16 protein-coding genes and 1 pseudogene (1 of these 17 running past the window's edge) are annotated in these 19608 nt (G+C 42.3%); 9 read left to right on the top strand and 8 right to left on the bottom strand.

The window, feature by feature from the left end; translation table 11 throughout:
• Positions 1-3: 3 nt before the first annotated feature.
• The 3 genes from NPUN_RS26475 to NPUN_RS26485 all read left to right on the top strand — a co-directional run bounded on the left by NPUN_RS26475 (position 4) and on the right by NPUN_RS26485 (position 3454).
• Positions 4-1377, top strand: a complete 1374-nt coding sequence (locus tag NPUN_RS26475; RefSeq protein WP_012411516.1) for an alkaline phosphatase family protein — start codon at positions 4-6, stop codon at positions 1375-1377.
• A gap of 208 nt (positions 1378-1585) precedes the next feature.
• Positions 1586-3079: a catalase gene (locus NPUN_RS26480; protein ID WP_012411517.1), complete on the top strand. Its 1494-nt coding sequence runs from the start codon at positions 1586-1588 to the stop codon at positions 3077-3079.
• 54 nt (positions 3080-3133) lie between these two features.
• Positions 3134-3454, top strand: a complete 321-nt coding sequence (locus NPUN_RS26485) for a hypothetical protein (protein WP_041565645.1) — start codon at positions 3134-3136, stop codon at positions 3452-3454.
• A 239-nt stretch (positions 3455-3693) separates the two neighbouring features.
• On the opposite strand, the gene NPUN_RS26490 is transcribed toward NPUN_RS26485, so the two are convergent.
• The 4 genes from NPUN_RS26490 to NPUN_RS26510 all read right to left on the bottom strand — a co-directional run bounded on the left by NPUN_RS26490 (position 3694) and on the right by NPUN_RS26510 (position 8767).
• Positions 3694-5238, bottom strand: a complete 1545-nt coding sequence (locus tag NPUN_RS26490; RefSeq protein WP_052304655.1) for a tetratricopeptide repeat protein — start codon at positions 5236-5238, stop codon at positions 3694-3696.
• Positions 5232-6671 (bottom strand): caspase family protein, encoded by a 1440-nt coding sequence (locus NPUN_RS26495; RefSeq protein WP_234710983.1) that lies wholly within the window; start codon positions 6669-6671, stop codon positions 5232-5234. Before NPUN_RS26495 ends, NPUN_RS26490 begins: the two co-directional genes overlap by 7 nt.
• 335 nt (positions 6672-7006) lie before the next feature.
• Entirely contained in the window at positions 7007-8182 is a 1176-nt protein-coding gene (locus NPUN_RS26505) for an RBBP9/YdeN family alpha/beta hydrolase (protein WP_012411518.1), read from the bottom strand.
• A gap of 156 nt (positions 8183-8338) precedes the next feature.
• Positions 8339-8767 carry a hypothetical protein gene (locus NPUN_RS26510; protein WP_012411519.1) on the bottom strand — a complete coding sequence of 143 codons (429 nt, stop codon included), beginning with the start codon at positions 8765-8767 and terminating at the stop codon, positions 8339-8341.
• Positions 8768-9132: 365 nt separating this feature from the next.
• Here NPUN_RS26510 and psbQ point away from each other — a divergent pair, with 365 nt between their 5' ends.
• The 4 genes from psbQ (at position 9133) to hemJ (ending at position 12570) form a co-directional block, all read left to right on the top strand.
• A complete protein-coding gene (gene psbQ, locus NPUN_RS26515) occupies positions 9133-9588 on the top strand; it encodes a photosystem II protein PsbQ (protein ID WP_012411520.1) in 456 nt (151 codons plus the stop codon).
• A 133-nt stretch (positions 9589-9721) separates the two neighbouring features.
• Positions 9722-10831 carry an NAD(P)/FAD-dependent oxidoreductase gene (locus NPUN_RS26520; RefSeq protein WP_012411521.1) on the top strand — a complete coding sequence of 370 codons (1110 nt, stop codon included), beginning with the start codon at positions 9722-9724 and terminating at the stop codon, positions 10829-10831.
• A 117-nt stretch (positions 10832-10948) separates the two neighbouring features.
• Positions 10949-11800 (top strand): alpha/beta fold hydrolase, encoded by an 852-nt coding sequence (locus NPUN_RS26525; protein ID WP_012411522.1) that lies wholly within the window; start codon positions 10949-10951, stop codon positions 11798-11800.
• A gap of 188 nt (positions 11801-11988) precedes the next feature.
• Positions 11989-12570 carry a protoporphyrinogen oxidase HemJ gene (gene hemJ, locus NPUN_RS26530; protein ID WP_012411523.1) on the top strand — a complete coding sequence of 194 codons (582 nt, stop codon included), beginning with the start codon at positions 11989-11991 and terminating at the stop codon, positions 12568-12570.
• A gap of 39 nt (positions 12571-12609) precedes the next feature.
• Here hemJ and NPUN_RS26535 read toward each other — a convergent pair whose 3' ends face one another.
• Positions 12610-13518 (bottom strand): peptidoglycan-binding domain-containing protein, encoded by a 909-nt coding sequence (locus NPUN_RS26535; protein WP_012411524.1) that lies wholly within the window; start codon positions 13516-13518, stop codon positions 12610-12612.
• Between the two features lie 268 nt (positions 13519-13786).
• On the opposite strand from NPUN_RS26535, the pseudogene NPUN_RS39465 reads away from it, so the two are divergent.
• Positions 13787-13951: pseudogene (locus NPUN_RS39465) on the top strand (IS701 family transposase); the annotation flags it as partial.
• A 63-nt stretch (positions 13952-14014) separates the two neighbouring features.
• Here NPUN_RS39465 and NPUN_RS26540 read toward each other — a convergent pair.
• Positions 14015-14494 (bottom strand): hypothetical protein, encoded by a 480-nt coding sequence (locus NPUN_RS26540; RefSeq protein ID WP_012411525.1) that lies wholly within the window; start codon positions 14492-14494, stop codon positions 14015-14017.
• A 207-nt stretch (positions 14495-14701) separates the two neighbouring features.
• Between NPUN_RS26540 and NPUN_RS26545 the strand changes: the two genes are divergently transcribed.
• Positions 14702-16000, top strand: coding sequence for a hypothetical protein (locus NPUN_RS26545; protein WP_012411526.1), 1299 nt, complete (start codon positions 14702-14704; stop codon positions 15998-16000).
• 139 nt (positions 16001-16139) lie between these two features.
• On the opposite strand, the gene NPUN_RS26550 is transcribed toward NPUN_RS26545, so the two are convergent.
• Complete coding sequence (locus NPUN_RS26550; RefSeq protein ID WP_041566432.1) at positions 16140-17285, bottom strand: SpoIID/LytB domain-containing protein; 1146 nt, start codon at positions 17283-17285, stop codon at positions 16140-16142.
• Between the two features lie 228 nt (positions 17286-17513).
• On the bottom strand, positions 17514-19608 hold the 3' portion of the coding sequence (locus NPUN_RS26555) for a GumC family protein (protein ID WP_012411528.1). The gene runs 122 nt beyond the window's last position; only the last 2095 of its 2217 coding nucleotides appear in the window; the start codon falls outside the window, past its right edge; the stop codon is at positions 17514-17516.

A 19608-nucleotide genomic window follows, 5' to 3' on the forward strand; every position in this document is an offset into this window, starting at 1 on the left:
TTCATGCAGAAAACAGTTGTTCTAAATATCGTGGGATTAACGCCCAGTTTACTAGGAGAAAGTACACCGTTTTTATCTTCTTGGGCTACGAAAGGACAGGTAGCGTCAATTGGAAAAGTGTTACCTGCTGTGACTTGTTCGGTTCAGGCTACTTATTTAACAGGAAAATTGCCTGATGAACATGGGATTGTCGCTAATGGTTGGTATTTCCGCGATGAATGTGAAGTGAAGTTTTGGCGACAATCTAATAAGCTAGTACAAGCTCCCAAAGTTTGGGAAATAGCTAAATCAATTGATCCAAATTTCACTTGTGCCAACCTTTTTTGGTGGTACAACATGTATTCCTCAGTAGATTATGCGATTACGCCGCGCCCGATGTATCCCGCAGATGGGAGAAAATTACCTGATATTTATACACATCCTAGTGATGTGCGATCGCAAATTCAATCTGATTTAGGAAACTTCCCTCTGTTCGATTTCTGGGGGCCAAAAACTACTATTAGTTCTAGCCAATGGATTGCCAATTCCGCAAAATGGATTGAGGAACGCTACAGCCCGACATTATCACTAGTTTATCTACCACATTTAGATTACTGTCTGCAAAAATTTGGTAACAATCAAACACAGATTCAAGCAGATTTGCGAGAAATTGATGCTGTTTGTGGCGATTTAATTGAATATTTTCAAGTACGTAATATTCAGGTAATTATTCTTTCTGAGTATGGGATTACGCCAGTTTCTAAAGCTGTGGATTTGAACCGCGTACTACGGGAAAACGGTTTAATTGCTGTGCGGGAAGAATTAGGGCGAGAACTGCTCGATTTTGGTGCTAGCATTGCCTTTGCTGTTGCCGATCATCAAATTGCTCATGTGTATGTGAACGATCCAGCATACATCCCGAAAGTGCGATCGCTTTTAGAAGCGACTGAAGGCGTGGCGCAGGTATTGGATGAAGAGGGTAAACAAGCCTACCATCTCGATCATCCTAGATCGGGAGAGTTGGTGGCGATCGCTAAATCTGACGCTTGGTTTACCTATTATTATTGGCTTGATGATGCGAAAGCGCCTGATTTTGCTAGAACTGTAGATATCCACCGCAAACCTGGTTACGATCCTGTAGAACTTTTCCTCGATCCGCAAATAAAATTTCCTCAAGGAAAAATTGCTCTCAAGTTACTTAAGAAACAACTGGGTTTTCGCTATTTAATGGATGTGATTCCTCTGGATGCTTCCCTGGTGCGTGGCTCTCACGGTAATATCACCACTTCTCCAGATGAAGGGCCTCTATTTATCACCCATCAAACTCACCTAATTAACGAACATCAAATTGAAGCGACAGATGTTTGCTCGTTGATTCTCAAACATTTAAATACCTGAAAGGCAGTATAGAGGCTGTATATTGCCTCTATATCCTCCTACAATACAAAAAAATTTATGGTAATTCATAATCATATCGAGTATGATTTATATATAAACTCATTATGACTATGAATTAAATTGTTCTATTCAGTAGGCAACCGTCAATCTACTGACTAAAATCTACTGTGGCCAATCTGAGTAACTTACATGGAGAGCTTCTTTACGCATGACTGAACCCCAAAACTTGACAACTGCTGATGGTATTCCAGTTAGCGATAACCAGAACTCACTCACTGCTGGAGCGCGTGGCCCTGTATTAATCCAGGATTTCCACCTTATAGAAAAGCTGGCTCATTTCAACAGAGAACGTATTCCTGAAAGAGTTGTTCACGCTAAAGGTGCTGCTGCTCACGGCACTTTGACTATTACCAATGACATTACCCGCTACAGTAAAGCCAAACTTTTTTCTGAAATTGGCAAGAAAACGGAACTTATCTTGCGTTTTTCTACAGTTGGCGGAGAAAAAGGTTCAGCAGATGCCGAGCGTGACCCTAGAGGTTTTTCCCTCAAGTTTTATACTGAGGAGGGTAACTGGGATCTTGTAGGTAACAATACCCCTATTTTCTTCATCCGCGACCCTTTGAAGTTTCCTGATTTTATCCATACCCAAAAGCGCAATCCGCAAACCAATTGCAAAGACCAGAATGCAAAGTGGGATTTTTGGTCACTCAGTCCAGAATCGCTTCACCAGGTGACGATCCTCTTTTCAGACCGGGGAATTCCCAAAACCCATCGACACATGGACGGTTTTGGTAGCCACACCTTCAGTTTAATTAATGCCGAGGGCGATCGCGTTTGGTGTAAATTTCACTTTAAGACGCTGCAAGGACATCAAACCTTGACAGAGGAAGAATCCGCTAAGATTAAGGGCGAAGATCCCGATCATGCGACTCACGATTTGTTTGAAGCGATCGCTAAAAAAGACTATCCTAAGTGGCGGATGTGTATTCAGGTGATGACCGAGGAGCAAGCGGAAAAACATCCTGACAATCCTTTTGACTTGACCAAAGTTTGGAAACAAGGCGAATATCCTTTAATTGAAGTCGGGATATTAGAGCTAAATCGTAACCCAGAGAATTATTTTGCCGAAGTTGAGCAAGCCGCTTTTAGCCCTAGTGCAGTGGTTCCTGGCGTTAGTTTCTCTCCAGACAAAATGCTGCAAGCTCGAATTTTTTCTTACCCAGATGCTCAACGGTATCGCTTGGGTGGTAACTATCAGCAACTACCCGTTAACCAGCCCAAATGTCCAGTGATGCATTATCAGCGAGATGGCTTTATGGCATCGGGGAACAACGGCGGTAGCGTTCCTAACTATGAACCGAATAGTGCTGAGGGTACGCCCAAAGAAAATCCAGCTTATGCAGAACCACCTAGTCATTTGGGCGATGTCACAGTCGATCGTTACAGTCATCGTGAAGGAAACGACGATTATACTCAAGCAGGTAATTTGTATCGGTTACTAACTCCTGAGCAGCAGGAGCGTCTTGCTAAAAATATTGTCGGCAGTCTCTCTCAAGCAAGAGAGGACATCCAAATGCGTCAACTTTGCCACTTCTTCCGGGCAGATGTTTCTTATGGTCGTCGTGTAGCTGAAGGATTGGGCATTGCGATCGATCCTTCAATGTTTTCTCATGATGCTCAACCTGTAGGTAACTGGTAGCCTCGTAGTTTCGTCGGGTGTGTTATGCCGTAGGCTAACGCACCGAAAACCTAGATGGTGGGTTACATACTTAAGCTAAATTTAGATCCCCGATTTCTTGAAGAAGTCGGGGATTTGATAAATGAAAACAAACTCGTTAACGGAGATAAAAGACTCATTAATGGAGTTCAAAGGCTCTTTAATGAGTATCAAAGACTCATTAATGGAGTTCAAAGGCTCATTAATGGAGTTCAAAGGCTCATTAATGGAGTTCAGAGGCTCATTAATGGAGTTCAGAGGCTCATTAATGGAGTTCAGAGGCTCATTAATGGAGTTCAAAGGCTCTTTAATGAGTATCAAAGGCTCATTAATGGAGTTCAGAGGCTCATTAAGTAGATAAACAAAAAAATTTACAGTTATTACGATCGCACCCTTCGCAAAGCATATCCTAGAGAAGTAGTTGTAGGGGTTGCGATCGCATTATTTTGCTTCACTGCATTTGCAATGACATTGTGTAATTAATTATCTTGCCTACTTATGAGACTGGGATTTGAATCCCAGGCGGGTAATGCAGCCGATGCAGATTACCTAAATTACTGAAACCAATGGGAGACAAAAGCCACCATTCTCTTGAATCAAGACTGATGATTCCGCCGCAAGTCTTCCAGATTTTCACGAATGGTTATTGTATCGGGATGATTTGTCCCCAAGCATTGTTCAGCGATCGCCAAAGCTTCAATGCACAAAGGTTGGGCTTCCCTGTAAATTCCCTGTGAATAATAGAGTAATGCCAAATTGTTCAGGCTAGTTGCCACATCGGGGTGTTCATCCCCCAGCAGGCGTTTTCTCATGGACAAAGCTTCGATGTACAAAGGTTTGGCTTCGCTGTACCTTCCCTGTGAATCGTAGAGGAGTGCCAAATTGTTCAGGCTACTTGCCACATCTGGGTGTTCATCCCCCAGCAGGCGTTTTCTCATCGACAAAGCTTCGATGTACAAAGGTTCGGCTTCGCTGTACCTTCCCTGTAAATAGTAGAGGAGTGCCAAATTGTTCAGGCTACTTGCCACATCGGGGTGTTCATCCCCCAGCAGGCGTTTTCTCATCGACAAAGCTTCGATGTACAAAGGTTCGGCTTCGCTGTACCTTCCCTGTAAATAGTAGAGTCCTGCCAAATTGTTCAGGCTACTTGCCACATCGGGGTGTTCATCCCCCAGCAGGCGTTTTCTCATCGACAAAGCTTCGATGTACAAAGGTTCGGCTTCGCTGTACCTTCCCTGTAAATAGTAGAGTCCTGCCAAATTGTTCAGGCTACTTGCCACATCGGGGTGTTCATCCCCCAGCAGGCGTTTTCTCATCGACAAAGCTTCGATGTACAAAGGTTCGGCTTCGCTGTACCTTCCCTGTAAATAGTAGAGTCCTGCCAAATTGTTCAGGCTACTTGCCACATCGGGGTGTTCATCCCCCAGCAGGCGTTTTCTCATGGACAAAGCTTCGATGTACAAAGGTTCGGCATCGCTGTACCTTCCTTGTGAATCGTAGAGTCCTGCCAAATTGTTCAGGCTACTTGCCACATCGGGGTGTTCATCCCCAAAACGTTTTTTAGTAACTGATAAACTTTGTTCGTACCAAGGTAAAGCTTGCGTGTAGGCTCCTTGACCTTCGTAAAATCTACCCAAGCCCGAAAAAGGCGAAATTAAATCATCATCGCTTAACCAAGCTTGGTAAACTGTAGCAGTTCCGGCAAGGTGAGGGATGGCAAGAGTTGCTTGAGCAATTTCTATCAATGTGGGTGTCTGAGGAATATCTTTTGCTACGGCTACCATTGCTTGACAAAAGCCGCGCTTGAGTTCGTCAGCTTGGGCTAACTCTTCTAACTTCTGTCGCAATAATTCCTGAATGCATTCGTGAACTTGGTAAGTGTCCTCTGCCAATTCTTGCAGCAAATAACGCTCAACTAAAACAGTGCAGTTAGCTTTGAGGTCAAATTCCAAATCGCTATAACTTGCTGCTGATTCTACCATTGACCAGGGGATAGGAGCCAAAGCAAATAAACTCACCAAACAAGCCAATTTTTGTGCTTCTGATTCCAAGCTTTGCCAATTCAACTCAAAAGCTGCTGCTACACCAGACTCACCTGCTGATGCTTGCTTTTGTAGCTGTGCGAGAATGTCTGCTAGCATAATACTCTCCCTGGCTTACGGCAGATAGCCGCTATTTGGTAAATTCCAATGGCGATATAACCGACATGTTCGCAAAGTTTTTTTGCTGTCTCCACCTCCTGTTGAACATATTCATCCCGCAATAACTTTGCTAATAATTCTAAGGCTGCATCTGGTGACAACTCACCTAACGGCAGTGATGGATATATTAACCCTGTGTTTTGACGAGTGGTAATTAACACCTTAAACCGAGAACCTTTAGGTGGTAAATAGGGTTTAATTTGCATCCAGTCTTTGACATCATCAAATACTAATAAAACTTTGCCAGCTTGCCAATTCTTCCAGCAATAAGCAACTTGACCTGCTAGGCTTAATCCATCAGGAAGATTAAAGTTAGGTAAATTTACAACTCCAAACTCTACTAACTGGGTTCCCAAATCAATACCTTGGGGATTTAACCAACAACACCCACCAGAATAATCTTCCAAATATTGCCATGAGTATTGAATAGCTAACTCTGTTTTACCCACTCCACCTTGTCCAGTCACATCGCTAATTGCCACAACATCATTTGCTTGCAATAGCTGACGCAATTGTTCTATTTGCTCATCCCTGTCAACAAACTTACGAGCTTGAGTCTGTGGAATATTATGCGGAATATCAAACGGGTTGAAATGAGATTTTTCAATATCTCCATCCCAACTGCGGGAATAAAAATAAGTCGGCAGTTGTTTTTTATCTAGACTAATAAATCGCTGTTTAACTGCCTCAGTAACTTCCCTCATATTCGGGGGAAAAGTCCCATTGGCTGATGCAAAAGCCTCCTGCACCGCTTGAGAAAAGTATCCTGTTTTATTTTCAGAATTTACCTTAGCTTGCTCTCCTTCCCGCGTAGCCAGTAACACAAATTGTTGACTAGCTGAGTTTGGCTGACCACTCAAAAAAGCTTTGCCACCTAAGTTAGTTGGTCTTCCCTTTGACTCTAAAACATAATTGGCACAGGCATCAATAATACAAATATGATTACGAATCTGAAATTTATCGGAACCCAACAAAACTAATAAAGAATTCAAATCTAAATTCTGCCAATTCTGTTTATTTGCATCAGCACAAAGCAACCGACGCTCTCGTTCTGAGGTAATCAAACCATGTCCCGCCCAAAAAATGTAGAGTAAATCCCCCGACTTTGGGGATAAAAAGTTAGTAACAATGTCGGAGATATTTTGCTCTGTTGCTAACTCTACAGTTAACCCACATTCCCCAATTAACTGCTGATTTTCTTCCAGCGCTGATAAACATAACCGAATATTCTCCCTCGGTACACCGCGCTGATGCAGCCAATGAGCAAATTTCAGCGCGTCATCGGCTGGCCCTCCACCCGTCACATTCCAAGTAGATTCGTGGTACTTTTCAATACCCACAATTAACCCAAAAGTCCGCTCAGGTTTCGCCATCAACTGCATGATGACCTAGCCTCTCACGTGATAGGGAAAATGACCTAACCCACTAGGGCATGTTTTCAAACCTTTCTTGAAGCACCTGAGTCTTGGGAGATCCCCCCAACCCCCCTTAAAAAGGGGGGCTTTTAGAGTTTCTTTTTCCCTCTTCTTAAGGGAGGCTTTTAGAGTTTCTTTTCCCCCCTTCTTAAGGGGGGTTAGGGGGGATCTTCGAGTTTGAAAACAGTCTCTAACTCCTTTCCCTAATTGGAAAAGGGGAAAATTTAAAGCCTCTCTCGTTGTAGAAGAGAGGTTGGGAGAGGAGTTTTCTAAATACTGTAAAAAGTAAACCATTATGGCAACCTCGAAATAATCGCCTCCCAGGTTTTAGCATTTGTCCAATAAGCGCCGTGAGAACGGGGAAAAGGTTGTCTGCTATCCACTACTACATCCTGCACTCTATCAGGAAAAATATTCTTCCCAACGTAACTGAGAAAATCCCGTAAATCGTAGATATTCAACCATTCCGGGAAATGCTCAGGCAATAACTGCCCATATTCTAAGCTGTAGAGGGCGTTAATCTCATATAAAAATGGTGCTTGGGAACCAACTGTTACCAATAATTCCACCTGAGACAATTGCTGCTGCACTAGCAAATCTACACAAGCGATACCTCCCAAACTATGGGCGATTAAAACTACTGGCGGTTCTGCTTCTTCGATTTGTTGCTGGATAAAAGCCCTGATTTTTTCACCCCGCGTCTGATACAACAAAATATCACCAGGCATAGGCGAAATTTTATCAGTTAACTCAAGGCGGTTTCGTCTGACATAATTTGTTCCGCCGTGCTGTGCTAGTTCAACAAATGGTTTTAATAACCAGCCACCCAATCCTAACTCCGCCTCTGTCAAAGCCAGAGTCAGCAATTCCACAACATCATCGCGCAATTGGGCATCGGTGAGTATGGGGGGAAATTTTTCTTGCTGTTCGGTAATAAACATTGCTTGAGCTACAACTGCTCTAGCTATTGGTGCATAATATTCACTCAAATCAGATTCGGAAACTGTGAGCAATGCCCGTTCATACGGTTCACTGTGGATAACAATCTCTCGTGCTTGCTCAAATACCTCTGCAATTCCCGCCTCTTGCAACTTAGCTTGCAGTTCCAATGTCGGAGTGAGACTCGCTACACGAGATTGTAAAACATCTCCTGGTTCTTCCCCAAAGGGATTTCCTGACTCAATCGGTTTCAAAGACAACAGCCGCAATTCATAAAGAGGGTCGCGGTATAATTGCCCCCACAATACAATCTCTGCGTCTTCTTCTCCTGGAGATAAAGCCAGTGTCGCATCTTCCAAGGGTACTGATGCCCGATTATCATTGAACTTCGCACCTAATGCACCCCAAAGGCAGGGAGCAACTTTGATGTCAGGACGTTGGGCGTGAATTTTTTGCTCAATTAGCTGAAAGGTTTCATTGTATTCTCGTTCCCTAATGCCAGTGCCATGTACAAATATTACGGTGGTCAAGTCGCTTCGCTCCAATTAAAAATAAAAAATTATTAATTAAAAATTGCAAGATGCTCTCTACAAGACGCTGCGCGAACATGGGAGAGGTTTCCCTCTGGTCACTGAGCGTAGTCGTTGGCGCAGCCTCTCGTAGAGAAGTGCTGCCCCCTGCCTCTTTCATTCACTTTGTTTATTAAATACTTCTAAAATCTGTCTACAAATCTGTTTGAGCTTATCCTCGATTTCACCAGAAGGCGAAGATGCGCCGACAACACTCCAGTTTTCTACCGTAGAAAGTCGCCACGCTTCACCGCGATGATCGAATCCAGCTACCTCCACACCGATCGCACGCCGGGAATTATTGATGGGATCTTGATAAAATCGGATTTGAATTAAAATACTGCGACTTCGCCAAGATTTGCTGATACCAGGAAAGTGAAAGCCAATATCTATAGAATCTGGATCGACTAACTCCCTAGTTTCCGGGTCATTTTTCCAGGGTTTGAGATCGGATTTGGCATCAGGAAACTCGAATTTGAACAAATTAACTACCGTAGCAATGTTGCTGGCGAGTTCAAGGTTCGTTGCCTGTTCAGCTGCATTCACTAAAAAACACTCCTATAATTGCGTCAGCATCTTCGGGGATCTGAAGATAGAGAAACCGCCAGAAGGCTTACATTATTGGTGTTTCAGCTTATCAAGACCTTTGAGATTTAGCAACTCTAAATCAGACTTTCCTAACAATGCTGGTAACTAACATAGATGTCAAAATAGCTTCTTGTTGGGACTGTCTAACACCTATTAAGTAATTGTACTTAAAAACTCCTCAAAAGCAGATGAAACTCTGCCCTTTATAAAAAATATTAGGATTGTCTGCAAAATCCTTGGCAGACAAGAACGATAAATTGCACTAGCGACGATCTAAAATGACACTGTGAATCGGTAAACAAAAAGCAATTAAGTTCATTGTCATGGCGCGTCAACGCTCGATTTTTTCATTTGTTTTAGTATTATTGGCCACATTCCTCATGAGTTGTGGCGGCCCTAGTGCTTCAGTAACACCTCCAACTTACACAGCGACTCAACTTGAAAGAATTCAGGCTTATGTTCCTGAAATTCAGGCTGTGCGCGATCGCTCAGATGAGTTGAAAACCCTGATCCAAAAAGGTGATTGGATCAATGTGCGTAACTTTATACACGGGCCCATAACAGAAGCAAGGCTGAACTTGACTTATGTCACTCCCAACCTTCTACCCAAAGACCAATCCGCAGCCCGCCAAATAACGCGAGATTTGTTTAACGACTTAGTTAAGCTTGATAAAGCTACTAGTGCTAGCAATCCTCTAGTTGCCTTGAATCAATCCCAAGCTGCTTTTGCAGATATTGACAAATTCCTCAATCTGCTTCCTAAGAAAGAAGAGGGTTAAAAGTTAGAGACGCGATTAATCGCGTCTGTACAAGAGTTAGGAGTTAGAGACGCGATTAATCGTATCTGTACAGAAGTTAGGAATTTTAAATTTTTAACTCCTAACTCCTAACTTCTCACTTCAAGCACAAGTAATGAATGTAGTTATTATCGGTTGTGGTGTAGTTGGGGCTGCGATCGCTTACGAACTGAGTCTAGTAAAAGGCCTGAAAATTACAGTTTGCGATCGCCAACCACCAGCACAAGCTTCCACGGGCGCTGCACTTGGCGTTTTGATGGGCGTAATCAGCCAAAAAATAAAGGGCAAAGCTTGGCAGATGCGACAAACTAGCATCCAACGCTATGAAACTTTGATTCCTGAACTAGAAGCTTTAACAGGTCGCAAAATCCCTTTTAATCGCCAGGGAATTCTCAGTCTTGGTTTGGAAGAGGAGAATTTAGCAGCATGGGAAAAACTTGTAGAAATTCGCCACTCTCAAGGCTGGCATTTAGAAATATGGGACACGGTTAAACTCCAGAATATCTGTCCTCAAGTTAATTGCGAAAAAATTACTGGCGCTGTCTATTCTCCCCAAGATCGTCAACTCGATCCAACTGCTCTCACATTAGCTTTAGTTGAGGCTGCCCAGCAAAACGGTGTAACTTTCAAATTTGGCGTGACTGTTTTGGATGCCCAAACCTTACCACCAGATTCTTCTCCCCAATTTTGCAATAAACTTGAGACTACAGAAGGAAAAATAGTCGCAGATTGGTTTGTAGTCGCAGCAGGGCTAGGTTCAACACCACTGACGGCAAAACTAAATCAGATAATTGACATCCGCCCCGTACTTGGGCAAGCGTTGCAAATGCGTGTAGGGCATCCATTAGGTAATCCCGACTTCCAGCCAGCGATAACGGGTAATGATGTGCATATTGTTCCTGTAGGCGCTGGAGATTATTGGGTGGGCGCAACAGTGGAATTTCCCAGCAATGGAAATGAGATACCTCCAAATCAAGAACTACTAGAATCTGTTAGAGAACAAGCGATCGCATTTTGCCCAGAATTAGCCACAGCAACAATTATTCGCACTTGGTCAGGTTTACGTCCCCGTCCTGAAGGTCGTCCAGCCCCAGTTATTGGTAAGTTGCCAGGGTTTAGTAACATCCTCCTGGCTACCGGACACTATCGCAACGGCGTTTTACTAGCACCCGCCACAGCTTATGCGATTCGTGAGATGATTGTTTTTCAGGGAATAGGGGGATGAGAGGGAGCAGGGGAGGCAGAGGAGCAGAGGAGCAGGAGAAGAATAACAAACAACTCAATGCCCAATTCCCACTTGCCCTGAGCGAAGCCGAAGGGATGCCCAATATAGGAAAATAACGTGTCAATAACAGAACATAAAATCCATGTAGATTCACTGGAATGGTTTTATCGAGAATCTTTACCAATCGGCAGAACTGACTTAGCGCCTGTGTTGTTGTTACACGGCTTAGTTTCACAAAGTTACAGTTGGCGTAATATTATACCGGCTCTAGCGAATCAAGGTACAAGAGCGATCGCACCAGATTGGATTGGTTACGGCTTTTCTGCAAAACCAGAAAAACGAGATTTTGCTTACACTCCCGATGCTTTTATCACGGCTTTAGAAGGATTTGTCAGAGCTTTAGAACTTGAACATTTTTCTTTAGTTGTCCAGGGCTTTTTAGGTTCTGTAGGATTGCAATATGCTTTGCGTCATCCAGAACAAATTGCCAACTTAGCTATTTTAAATACACCAATATCAACTGCTGCCAAATTACCCTGGAAAATTAGACAAATGGGTTTACCTTTGGTAGGTGAAGTAATGACTCAAGACCCCTTATTAGTTGACCGAACCCTAGAAGGTGGTAGCCGTTATCGCATAGGAGATAAGGAATTAGATATTTATCGAAAACCATTTTTGAAAAGTTCTTCATCTGGGCGGAGTCTGTTATCAAGTATTCGCAATTTACAGCTTGATTCAGCAATGACAGAAATTGAATCTGGTTTTAAAGAATGGCAACAGCCAATTCTGATTCAATGGGGAATGATTGACCCTTGGTTATCTGTAGACATTGCCCAAAAATTTACAGATTCAGCACCAAATACCGAATTAATAAAACTTAATAACGTTGGACATTATCCTCAAGAACATTACCACGAGGTGATTTTGGAAGACCTTTTACCCTTTGTGCGTCGTAAAGATGCTCATTGACAATATACCTTTGGCAAAAATCGATATTATAAAAATGAAATCACAGATAAACACTGAGGATTTATCTGTGGAAAAGAAATAAATTCTGGATTTTTGCCAGACTTATAATGTTATTCCAGGCTGCATTTGTGAACTTTTTATTACCACTAAAAATGGTTCACAACCACAAGTAAAGGAGATGAGTATTCATGGCTTATTCTTGGTTTAAAGCATTTCATATTGTCGGATTTGTAGTTTGGTTTGCCGGATTGTTCTACTTAGTACGCCTTTTTATCTATCACGTTGAAGCGAATCTTGAACCTGAGCCAGCGCAAACGATATTGAAAAATCAATATCAAATTATGGAAAAGCGTCTCTACTATATCATCACGAATCCAGGAATGTACGTGACGATCGCAATGGCCATCGGTTTATTAACCACTGAACCGGACGTTTTAAAAGAGGGCTGGTTACATATAAAACTGCTGTTTGTTGCTATTTTAATTGGTTATCATCATTACTGCGCTCGGCTGATGAAGAAGTTAGCAATAGGTGAATGTGGCTGGAGTAGTCAGCAATTACGTGCTTTAAATGAAGCACCTACAGTTATGTTAGTAGCGATCGTTTTGCTGGCTGTATTTAAGAATAATCTACCTACAGATATCGCTGCTTGGGCTATTTTTGCAATGATTATTTTGATGGCAGTCACTATTCAACTTTACGCCAAAAAACGCAGACAAGATAAAGAGAAGCTGACAGCACAGATAGGGCAACCACAAGAACAAAGTTAGACAAATTGGGGTAGCACATCACATCTGTGCTATCCTGCCTTATCCTGGAAACGTTTTTAGTAAATCATCGCCAGGAATCACAGTAGTGTAAAAAGTATATTTGCGATTAGCGACATAACGGCGGTCTTGTTTAACAATCGCCATAAACTCTCTATGTCCCTCACGAGTCCGTCCCACTAAACAACCCGCGCTCGCAAGGCGAATATCATTCTGGGGAAAATCAAAGCCGTAGTGTTGATTCACATAAAAATTATCACCTGTATCAAGTTTATCGCCAGTCCGTTTAAAATCTTGGTTAAAATCTCTACAAACAGTGATATCTCCAACTTGCACTAATGCTTCGTGAGGTTCTGCTGTGCCGTGAGTGCCAACAGCCCAAGCTTTGTATTGTCCAAATTGAATCCTAGCGGCTCCTTTGGGATTCATCGGGTTATAAGTGTAATACTTTCCTGGTTCTGTAGTTGCCTCCCAGTGATCTACGATTTTGGGAATACCATTTACTACTTCAATCACAATCCGGCGATCGTTAAATTGATTGGGTGTATCACTGTTGAGAGTCCAGTCTCCATTCATACCCTCGATATAAACAATGTTGTATTCTTTGGGATTAGTAAATACCTGATAACCTTTGGCTATCATATATTTCACAATCTTACTAGCGATGTCATTGCCTAGTTTTAAGGGGGGTTTAGGAAGATCGTCTATTTTTGTTTCAATTAGTTTCTTGGCTGTGACTGCTCCTAAAAAGCCACTCTCTTCAGTCTTTGTTAATTCTTGAAATTTTTTGAGAGCTATCACAGAAACAGGGCCAAATTTGCCATCGGCTGGAGGTTCCAGCAAAACTAAGCCGATTAATACTATCTGAATCTGACGAGCCAAGTCTGCATCCTCAGCGATCGCATCAAATGACCATTTCTCATCTTTTCCCAAGAAATCTTGTAGTTTCATTATGCACCTGCTTTCATTTACTTACTTCTAAGTATAAACATCATTTTAAAAATTGATGTTGTCTGAAACAATACTCCAGCCTGAAGCAGAATGTCACAATTTTTACTATTAATTTATGATTGGGTACGCAAAAATTCACAGAGATGATACTCAAGAAAAAACTATTTATTGGGAATATATATGAAATTTCTTCCGTAATTTTTAGAAGATTAGGACTTATGCATTGACAGAATAACAAAATAGTGAATTGATAAATATAGGCCGATGTGCAATCAAGACTCACATATTTTGTTCACTTCAAGCATTTGTTAAATTGGAGTTTATGCGCTCTGAAAAGATAATTAACAATTGGTATGAGGTACAGAGGAATCTATTTACTTCTGTGATCCGTGAGCATATTTTTGCAAATCTTAGTGCTGGTGTTATTATCTAGCATTCATAGATGATATTTTTTGTCAATGCGTAAGTCCTATTAATCTATGTGATTCTGTATAGGTTACTTATCAGGCGATTTGAGAGCTTGGTCTAGAGTTTGCCGAGCCTGTTCTGCTTTAGATCGTGCTTCTTGATAACGTACATTAGCTTGGGCAAAATTTTTGAGGACTTTAAAACCTTCCTTGAGTCGAGTAATTTCCTCTTCAGTCACCGAATCGTCAGTGAACAGAACATCAACCGCTTTGCGAATTTCTAAAGCTTCAGCTCGTGACTCCTGAACTTTCAGCTTGAGTGTGGCCAGGTTACTTAAAACCTGGACAGCTTGTGTAATAGTATCCTCACCGCTAGCAGTGTCAATAGTTGACTCTTTAACCTCAATTAATTGTTGAGGGCCAAATCCTTCTTCCAGTTCTGTGGGTAGCTTACCTGCATCCATCAGTTCCATCAGCTGATCCATTGCTTTATCACGGGCTTTGGCTGAATCTTTTCCAGAAACAGTAAGGATAATTTCTGGACTTTGAGCGAGAGTATATTGAACCATATTTGAGCAGAAAATTTGCTGATTAACCAAGCTGAGGGAAACAATTATAACATGTTGTGTGTCAGGTCATTTGTTGGTTTATCTATTTCACTGCCGGGTTGCTAAATTGATGTAATTTCATGCTTTATTGTTACCCCTGTTAAGTCGATCAAAATAAAACTTTATACTTAATAAAAGGGGAATAAGTTTCAACAGGAGGGGAGAGCAATGGCTCCCAATCCCACCATCATGCAAGCTGTCGAAAAACTGGGCTACCGTGTCACCGTTGGTGATGTGGCAACCCAGGCAGGATTGAACGTCGCTGAAGCTAATCAAAGCTTGTTAGCCCTAGCATCTGATGCTGGAGGACATTTGCAGGTAGCGGATTCAGGTGATATAGTTTACCTTTTTCCACAAAATTTTCGAGCAATTTTGCGTAATAAATACTTCCAGTTGAGATTGCAGGAATGGTGGAAAAAGGTCTGGAGTGTTCTGTTTTACCTGATTCGGATTTCTTTTGGAATTTTCTTAACTGTTTCCATCGCCCTGATAACTATTACCATCTTCATAATTATTACTGCTGCCAATTCCGATCGCGACGGCGACAATCGGGGCAGTAATTCCGGCGGTGGGGGTTTCTTTTATTTTCCAAATTTCTTCTGGTATCTTAGCCCAAATTATGACACCTACTACCAGGAACGGCGACGTGAAACCAGAGAAGAAAGCAATCTGAATTTTTTTGAAGCTGTCTTTTCGTTTTTGTTTGGTGATGGGAATCCTAACGCCAACTTAGACGAACGTCGCTGGCAAGAAATTGCTACGGTGATTCGGAGCAATCGTGGCGCAGTGGTAGCAGAACAAATTGCCCCATACTTGGATGATATCAGCCAGGGATATACAAGAGAGTACGAAGATTACATGCTGCCCGTTCTGACGCGATTTAATGGGCAACCAGCGGTAAGTCCAGAAGGGCAAATTGTTTATTACTTCCCAGAGTTACAGGTGAGTGCGGTTAAAAAGCGCCGTCATTCAATATCATCTTACTTGGAGGAATTGCCTTGGCGTTTTAGTGCTGCGAGTTCAGGGCAAATTATGTTGAGTGCAGGGTTGGGGGCACTAAATTTTGTTGGTGCTTTAGTACTGGGAAGTTTGTTGAGAGATGGCACTGTTGCTGCCCAATTAGGTGGACTGGTAGCTTTTGTGCAAGGAATTTATTGGCTGCTATTGGCTTACGGAGCAGGTTTCTTAGGCATACCGTTATTGCGTTATTTCTGGATTCGGTGGCGTAATCGCAAAATAGGCGATCGCAATCGCGATCGCCTTTCCCGATCGAGGCTATTGGCAAGTCCTGATGCACCTTTGCAACAAAAAATCGACTATGCTCAACAATTTGCCCAAGAAAAAGTTATTAGCAAGGAAGATTTAGTGTATTCTAGCGAAACTGACTTACTTGACCAGGAAGTTGAGCGTTCTGCACAAATTGACGCTGAATGGCAACGGCGTTTGGAACGTGGGAGTGGGGAATAGGAAGCGGAGGGGCAAGAAGACAGGGGGGACAAGGGGGACAAGGGGGAATTGAATTATTGAACAAGTCTCTCTCTTGTCTCCCCCTCTTCCTTGTCTCTTCTTCATGTTCAATGCCCAATGCCCAATGCCCAATCCCTGATTACTTCGCCTGAATTGGTGTTAGGGCTACACCTTGATAATAATGTCCCAAAATTTGCAGGTGGTTTACTCCTTGCCGAGCCAGATTGTACGCCCCCCACTGACTCATACCTAAAGCATGACCGTAGCCAAGCCCTTGGAGTACAAAACTACCATCGGCTCCCTTAGTAACGGTAAAGCGGGTACTTTTTAGCTTGAGGGCTGTTCGCACTTGCTCGCCCTGTAGCACCTTCGTACCCCTATTCCCAACAATTTTCAAGACTTTAACACTGCGAAAAGGCGAGTATGTCTCTGGAATCATGGCCGTCACACTGCCCATCTCAGGAAATTTAGCGCTAATTTCAGTGGGTGAGAAGGTTTTCACCCAATTACACTCGCGGATATTTTGATCGTAGTCTTGAACAGCACGCAGGTAAGGCTCACTGCTTCCCCAAACATCTTCTACGTTTTCAGTGTGTCCCCCAGAACAAGCATGGAAGACTGAGAGAATAATCCGGTTTTTGTAAGTTAATACCTGCCCTAGTGTGGAATCCACTGCGGCGTAAGTAGCGGGAGCTTCACTGATGACACCTTTGTAAATTTGCCAGCGATCTGGAGTATTTCCTAAATCGTAAACGGGATTATTCCGTTGTTTTTCACGTTCGTAGAGAGCGTAGGTGCGAGCTGCGATCGCTTGGGCTTTTAAAGCTTCTTGGGGCCAGCTAGCATCCATTTCGCCACCAAGAACGCTGTAGAGATATTCTTGGTCATCAACCCAATTAACAGCCGTTAAGCCTTTTTCTGTGGGGACAACCAGAGTTCTACCCCGATACCAGCGATCGCCAATATAAACAAATCCTTTACCTGTTGGCTCAATCCAAAATAAACCAGACTGCCACTTATCTAAAGCAACTCCGCCAGGAATGGCTTGGGCATAATATGCACTCATCGCTGGTAACTGTCCGAGAGTCCGTCCGGTACTATCCTTGACGATCCCAGTGGTAGAACTGCCCACTTTTACCTGATTAACACCCCTCTCAATTGCCACGCGCAGAATTACAGACGCTTGGGCTGGGGCAACCAAAGCAATCCATAAGAGGACACTCACCCACCAATGACGTACTTTAATCTGGGAAAATAAAAAGCCTAAGTAAAGTTGGAATTTCATGCTAGTCATCTAATCACACTAGTATCTAATTGACGCTCTGGATTATCACGTCTACTACTTTAAGATGAGACACTTCTCCAACGCAGGAGGTTGCCACCTCCTACTAATTATGCATTTTGCTTTAGCTATCAGCTAGAAATTAGGTGAAGAAATCAGAAGGCAGAGAGAGAATTTATCTCCTCTACCTGTTTTCAATGCCCAATTTCCAATTCCCAATGCTTCTTCAGTCTACGATGCCAATACCTTTTGAGAATTACTCACTTCATTAGCGATAATTCCAATTAAATTCAACTGACTCAAAATTTCTGTAGCTTGAGTCAGTTCAGTTCGGGTTACTTTGCCCATGCGCTCTACCATCACAATAGCATTGCAAAAAGATGCCACAATTCTGGCATCAACCATACCTAAAATAGGTGGAGCATCTATCAGTACTAAGTCGTAACTTTGCTCAAATAACTCTATTAATTCTTTCATTCGTTGAGAACTGAGCAACTTCACCGTGTCTTCTGGTTCCGGTCCAGCAGTCAAAATATCAATGGAAGGATGAATAGGCTGGATATAATCTTGAAAATGAGTAGTTGTCTCATCAACTAATAACAAAGATAGTCCCCAATCATTAGATAGTCCCAGGATTTTATGCAAGCTAGGATTGTGCAAATTAGCATCAATAACTAATACCCGTCGGTGCATCCGGGTAGCGCTAGCTACAAGCCCTAATACCAAGGTTGTCTTCCCTTCCCCTGGTAGTGCTGAAGTAAACATCAGCGACTTGAAAGGTAAGGGATATTTTAATATCTGAATATTTTGGTAGATCATATCCAGGTTCTCATGGACGGGCAATCTAGTAGTAGCTTCTATTACAGAGTCATTTGATCTGCGCCGCCCCTTCCAAGACAGTCCCAGCCACCGTTTTTTGGCACTATGCGACGGCAATTTTGGCACTGAGCCCAGTATACGTAGATTTGTCAGTTTCTTTAAATCTCCCGCACAATAAATAGCGTCATTAAACTTTTCTAAAATCAAGGCTGCTAAAATACCTAAAATCGGCCCAATCAGAGTTCCTCCAACCAAAAGGAATAATCTGTTATTCTCTATATAAGTCCCTAGAGCAGGTTCTGTTAAAACTTGCCAAGTATATCCTTCCTGAGCAATTTTTAACCCTAAAGACTGTTGTACTTGAAGAAGTTGTTCAAGGGTTTTATGACTAGTTTCTACCTTTGGCAGTAAACGATTGTACTCTGCTATTAAGCTTGGGTATTTGTTTAGTTCAGAACGGAGCCGCTGTTCTGACTCAGCTAGATTCTTTTCATTGGCAGTTAGTCCTAAAACAGTTGTCTGTACCAGAATAAACTCATCTATTAGCGTTGGATCAACCCCTATTATTTGCCCTTTTGAAAGCGGTTCTCCCTTACTGCTATTAGTAATAGATTTCACCTCTTGTCGTAATAGCGACAATTGACTCTGGCGTTGTTGCTTTAGCTTTTGTACCGATGGATAATCATCTGTATACCGCAGTCGCTCTTTAGCCAATGCTAGTTCGGTGTTTTGAATTTCACTCAATAATGTTTGATAACGGCTTGACTGATTTAAACGAGAAGAAATTAGTTCAGTCTGCTGGGATGAAGACGCTATTTGTTGCTCTAGGTTATCGTAGCGAGCGTTTGCATCTTGAAGGTTGGCACGAGTAGTTTGTAGCTGATTTTGAATATCGGCTAGAGATTCTAGCAAGATTTTACTTTGAACTTCGGGATTTAGTAATTTATGTTTTTTGCGAAATTGTTCTAAATTTTTATCAGCTTTACTTACCTCTTTTTTTATCTCCGGTAAGCGAGCATTTACAAAAGCCAGCCCATGATTCAGGCGTTCTTTTTGCTGTTCTTTATTGTAATTTTGATAAACTTTCTGTAAAGCTTGCAGTAATTTTTGTGCTTTAACTGGATCTTCATCATTGAAAGAAACTTTAAATACTTGACTAAAAACTTTATTAGCTCCTATACCTCCCTCTTCTGGAGTTACTTCTAGAGGTGCTTTTTTGTTCTGTTTTGTTTGACCATTGATATCCGCTAAGGTAATATCAGGATAATCAGAATGAACTAAATCTACAGCTTTTTGGAGAAGCTTAGAACTCAGCATAAGTTTCATCTGAGTAGTGGAATCAACAACTTGATAATTAGAATTAGTAACCTGAGTATCTGCCTCGACTGGAATATTATTTGACTGTGTCCCTTGAGATAAATTGGAATTCACCAATATCTGCATACTGCTCTGGTAAGTAGGTTTGGCAAGGACAGCCAAAAGGCTAGCAGATGACATAACTACACAG

It is taken from the genome of Nostoc punctiforme PCC 73102 (assembly GCF_000020025.1).
In the GTDB taxonomy this organism is placed as follows: Bacteria; Cyanobacteriota; Cyanobacteriia; order Cyanobacteriales; family Nostocaceae; genus Nostoc; species Nostoc punctiforme.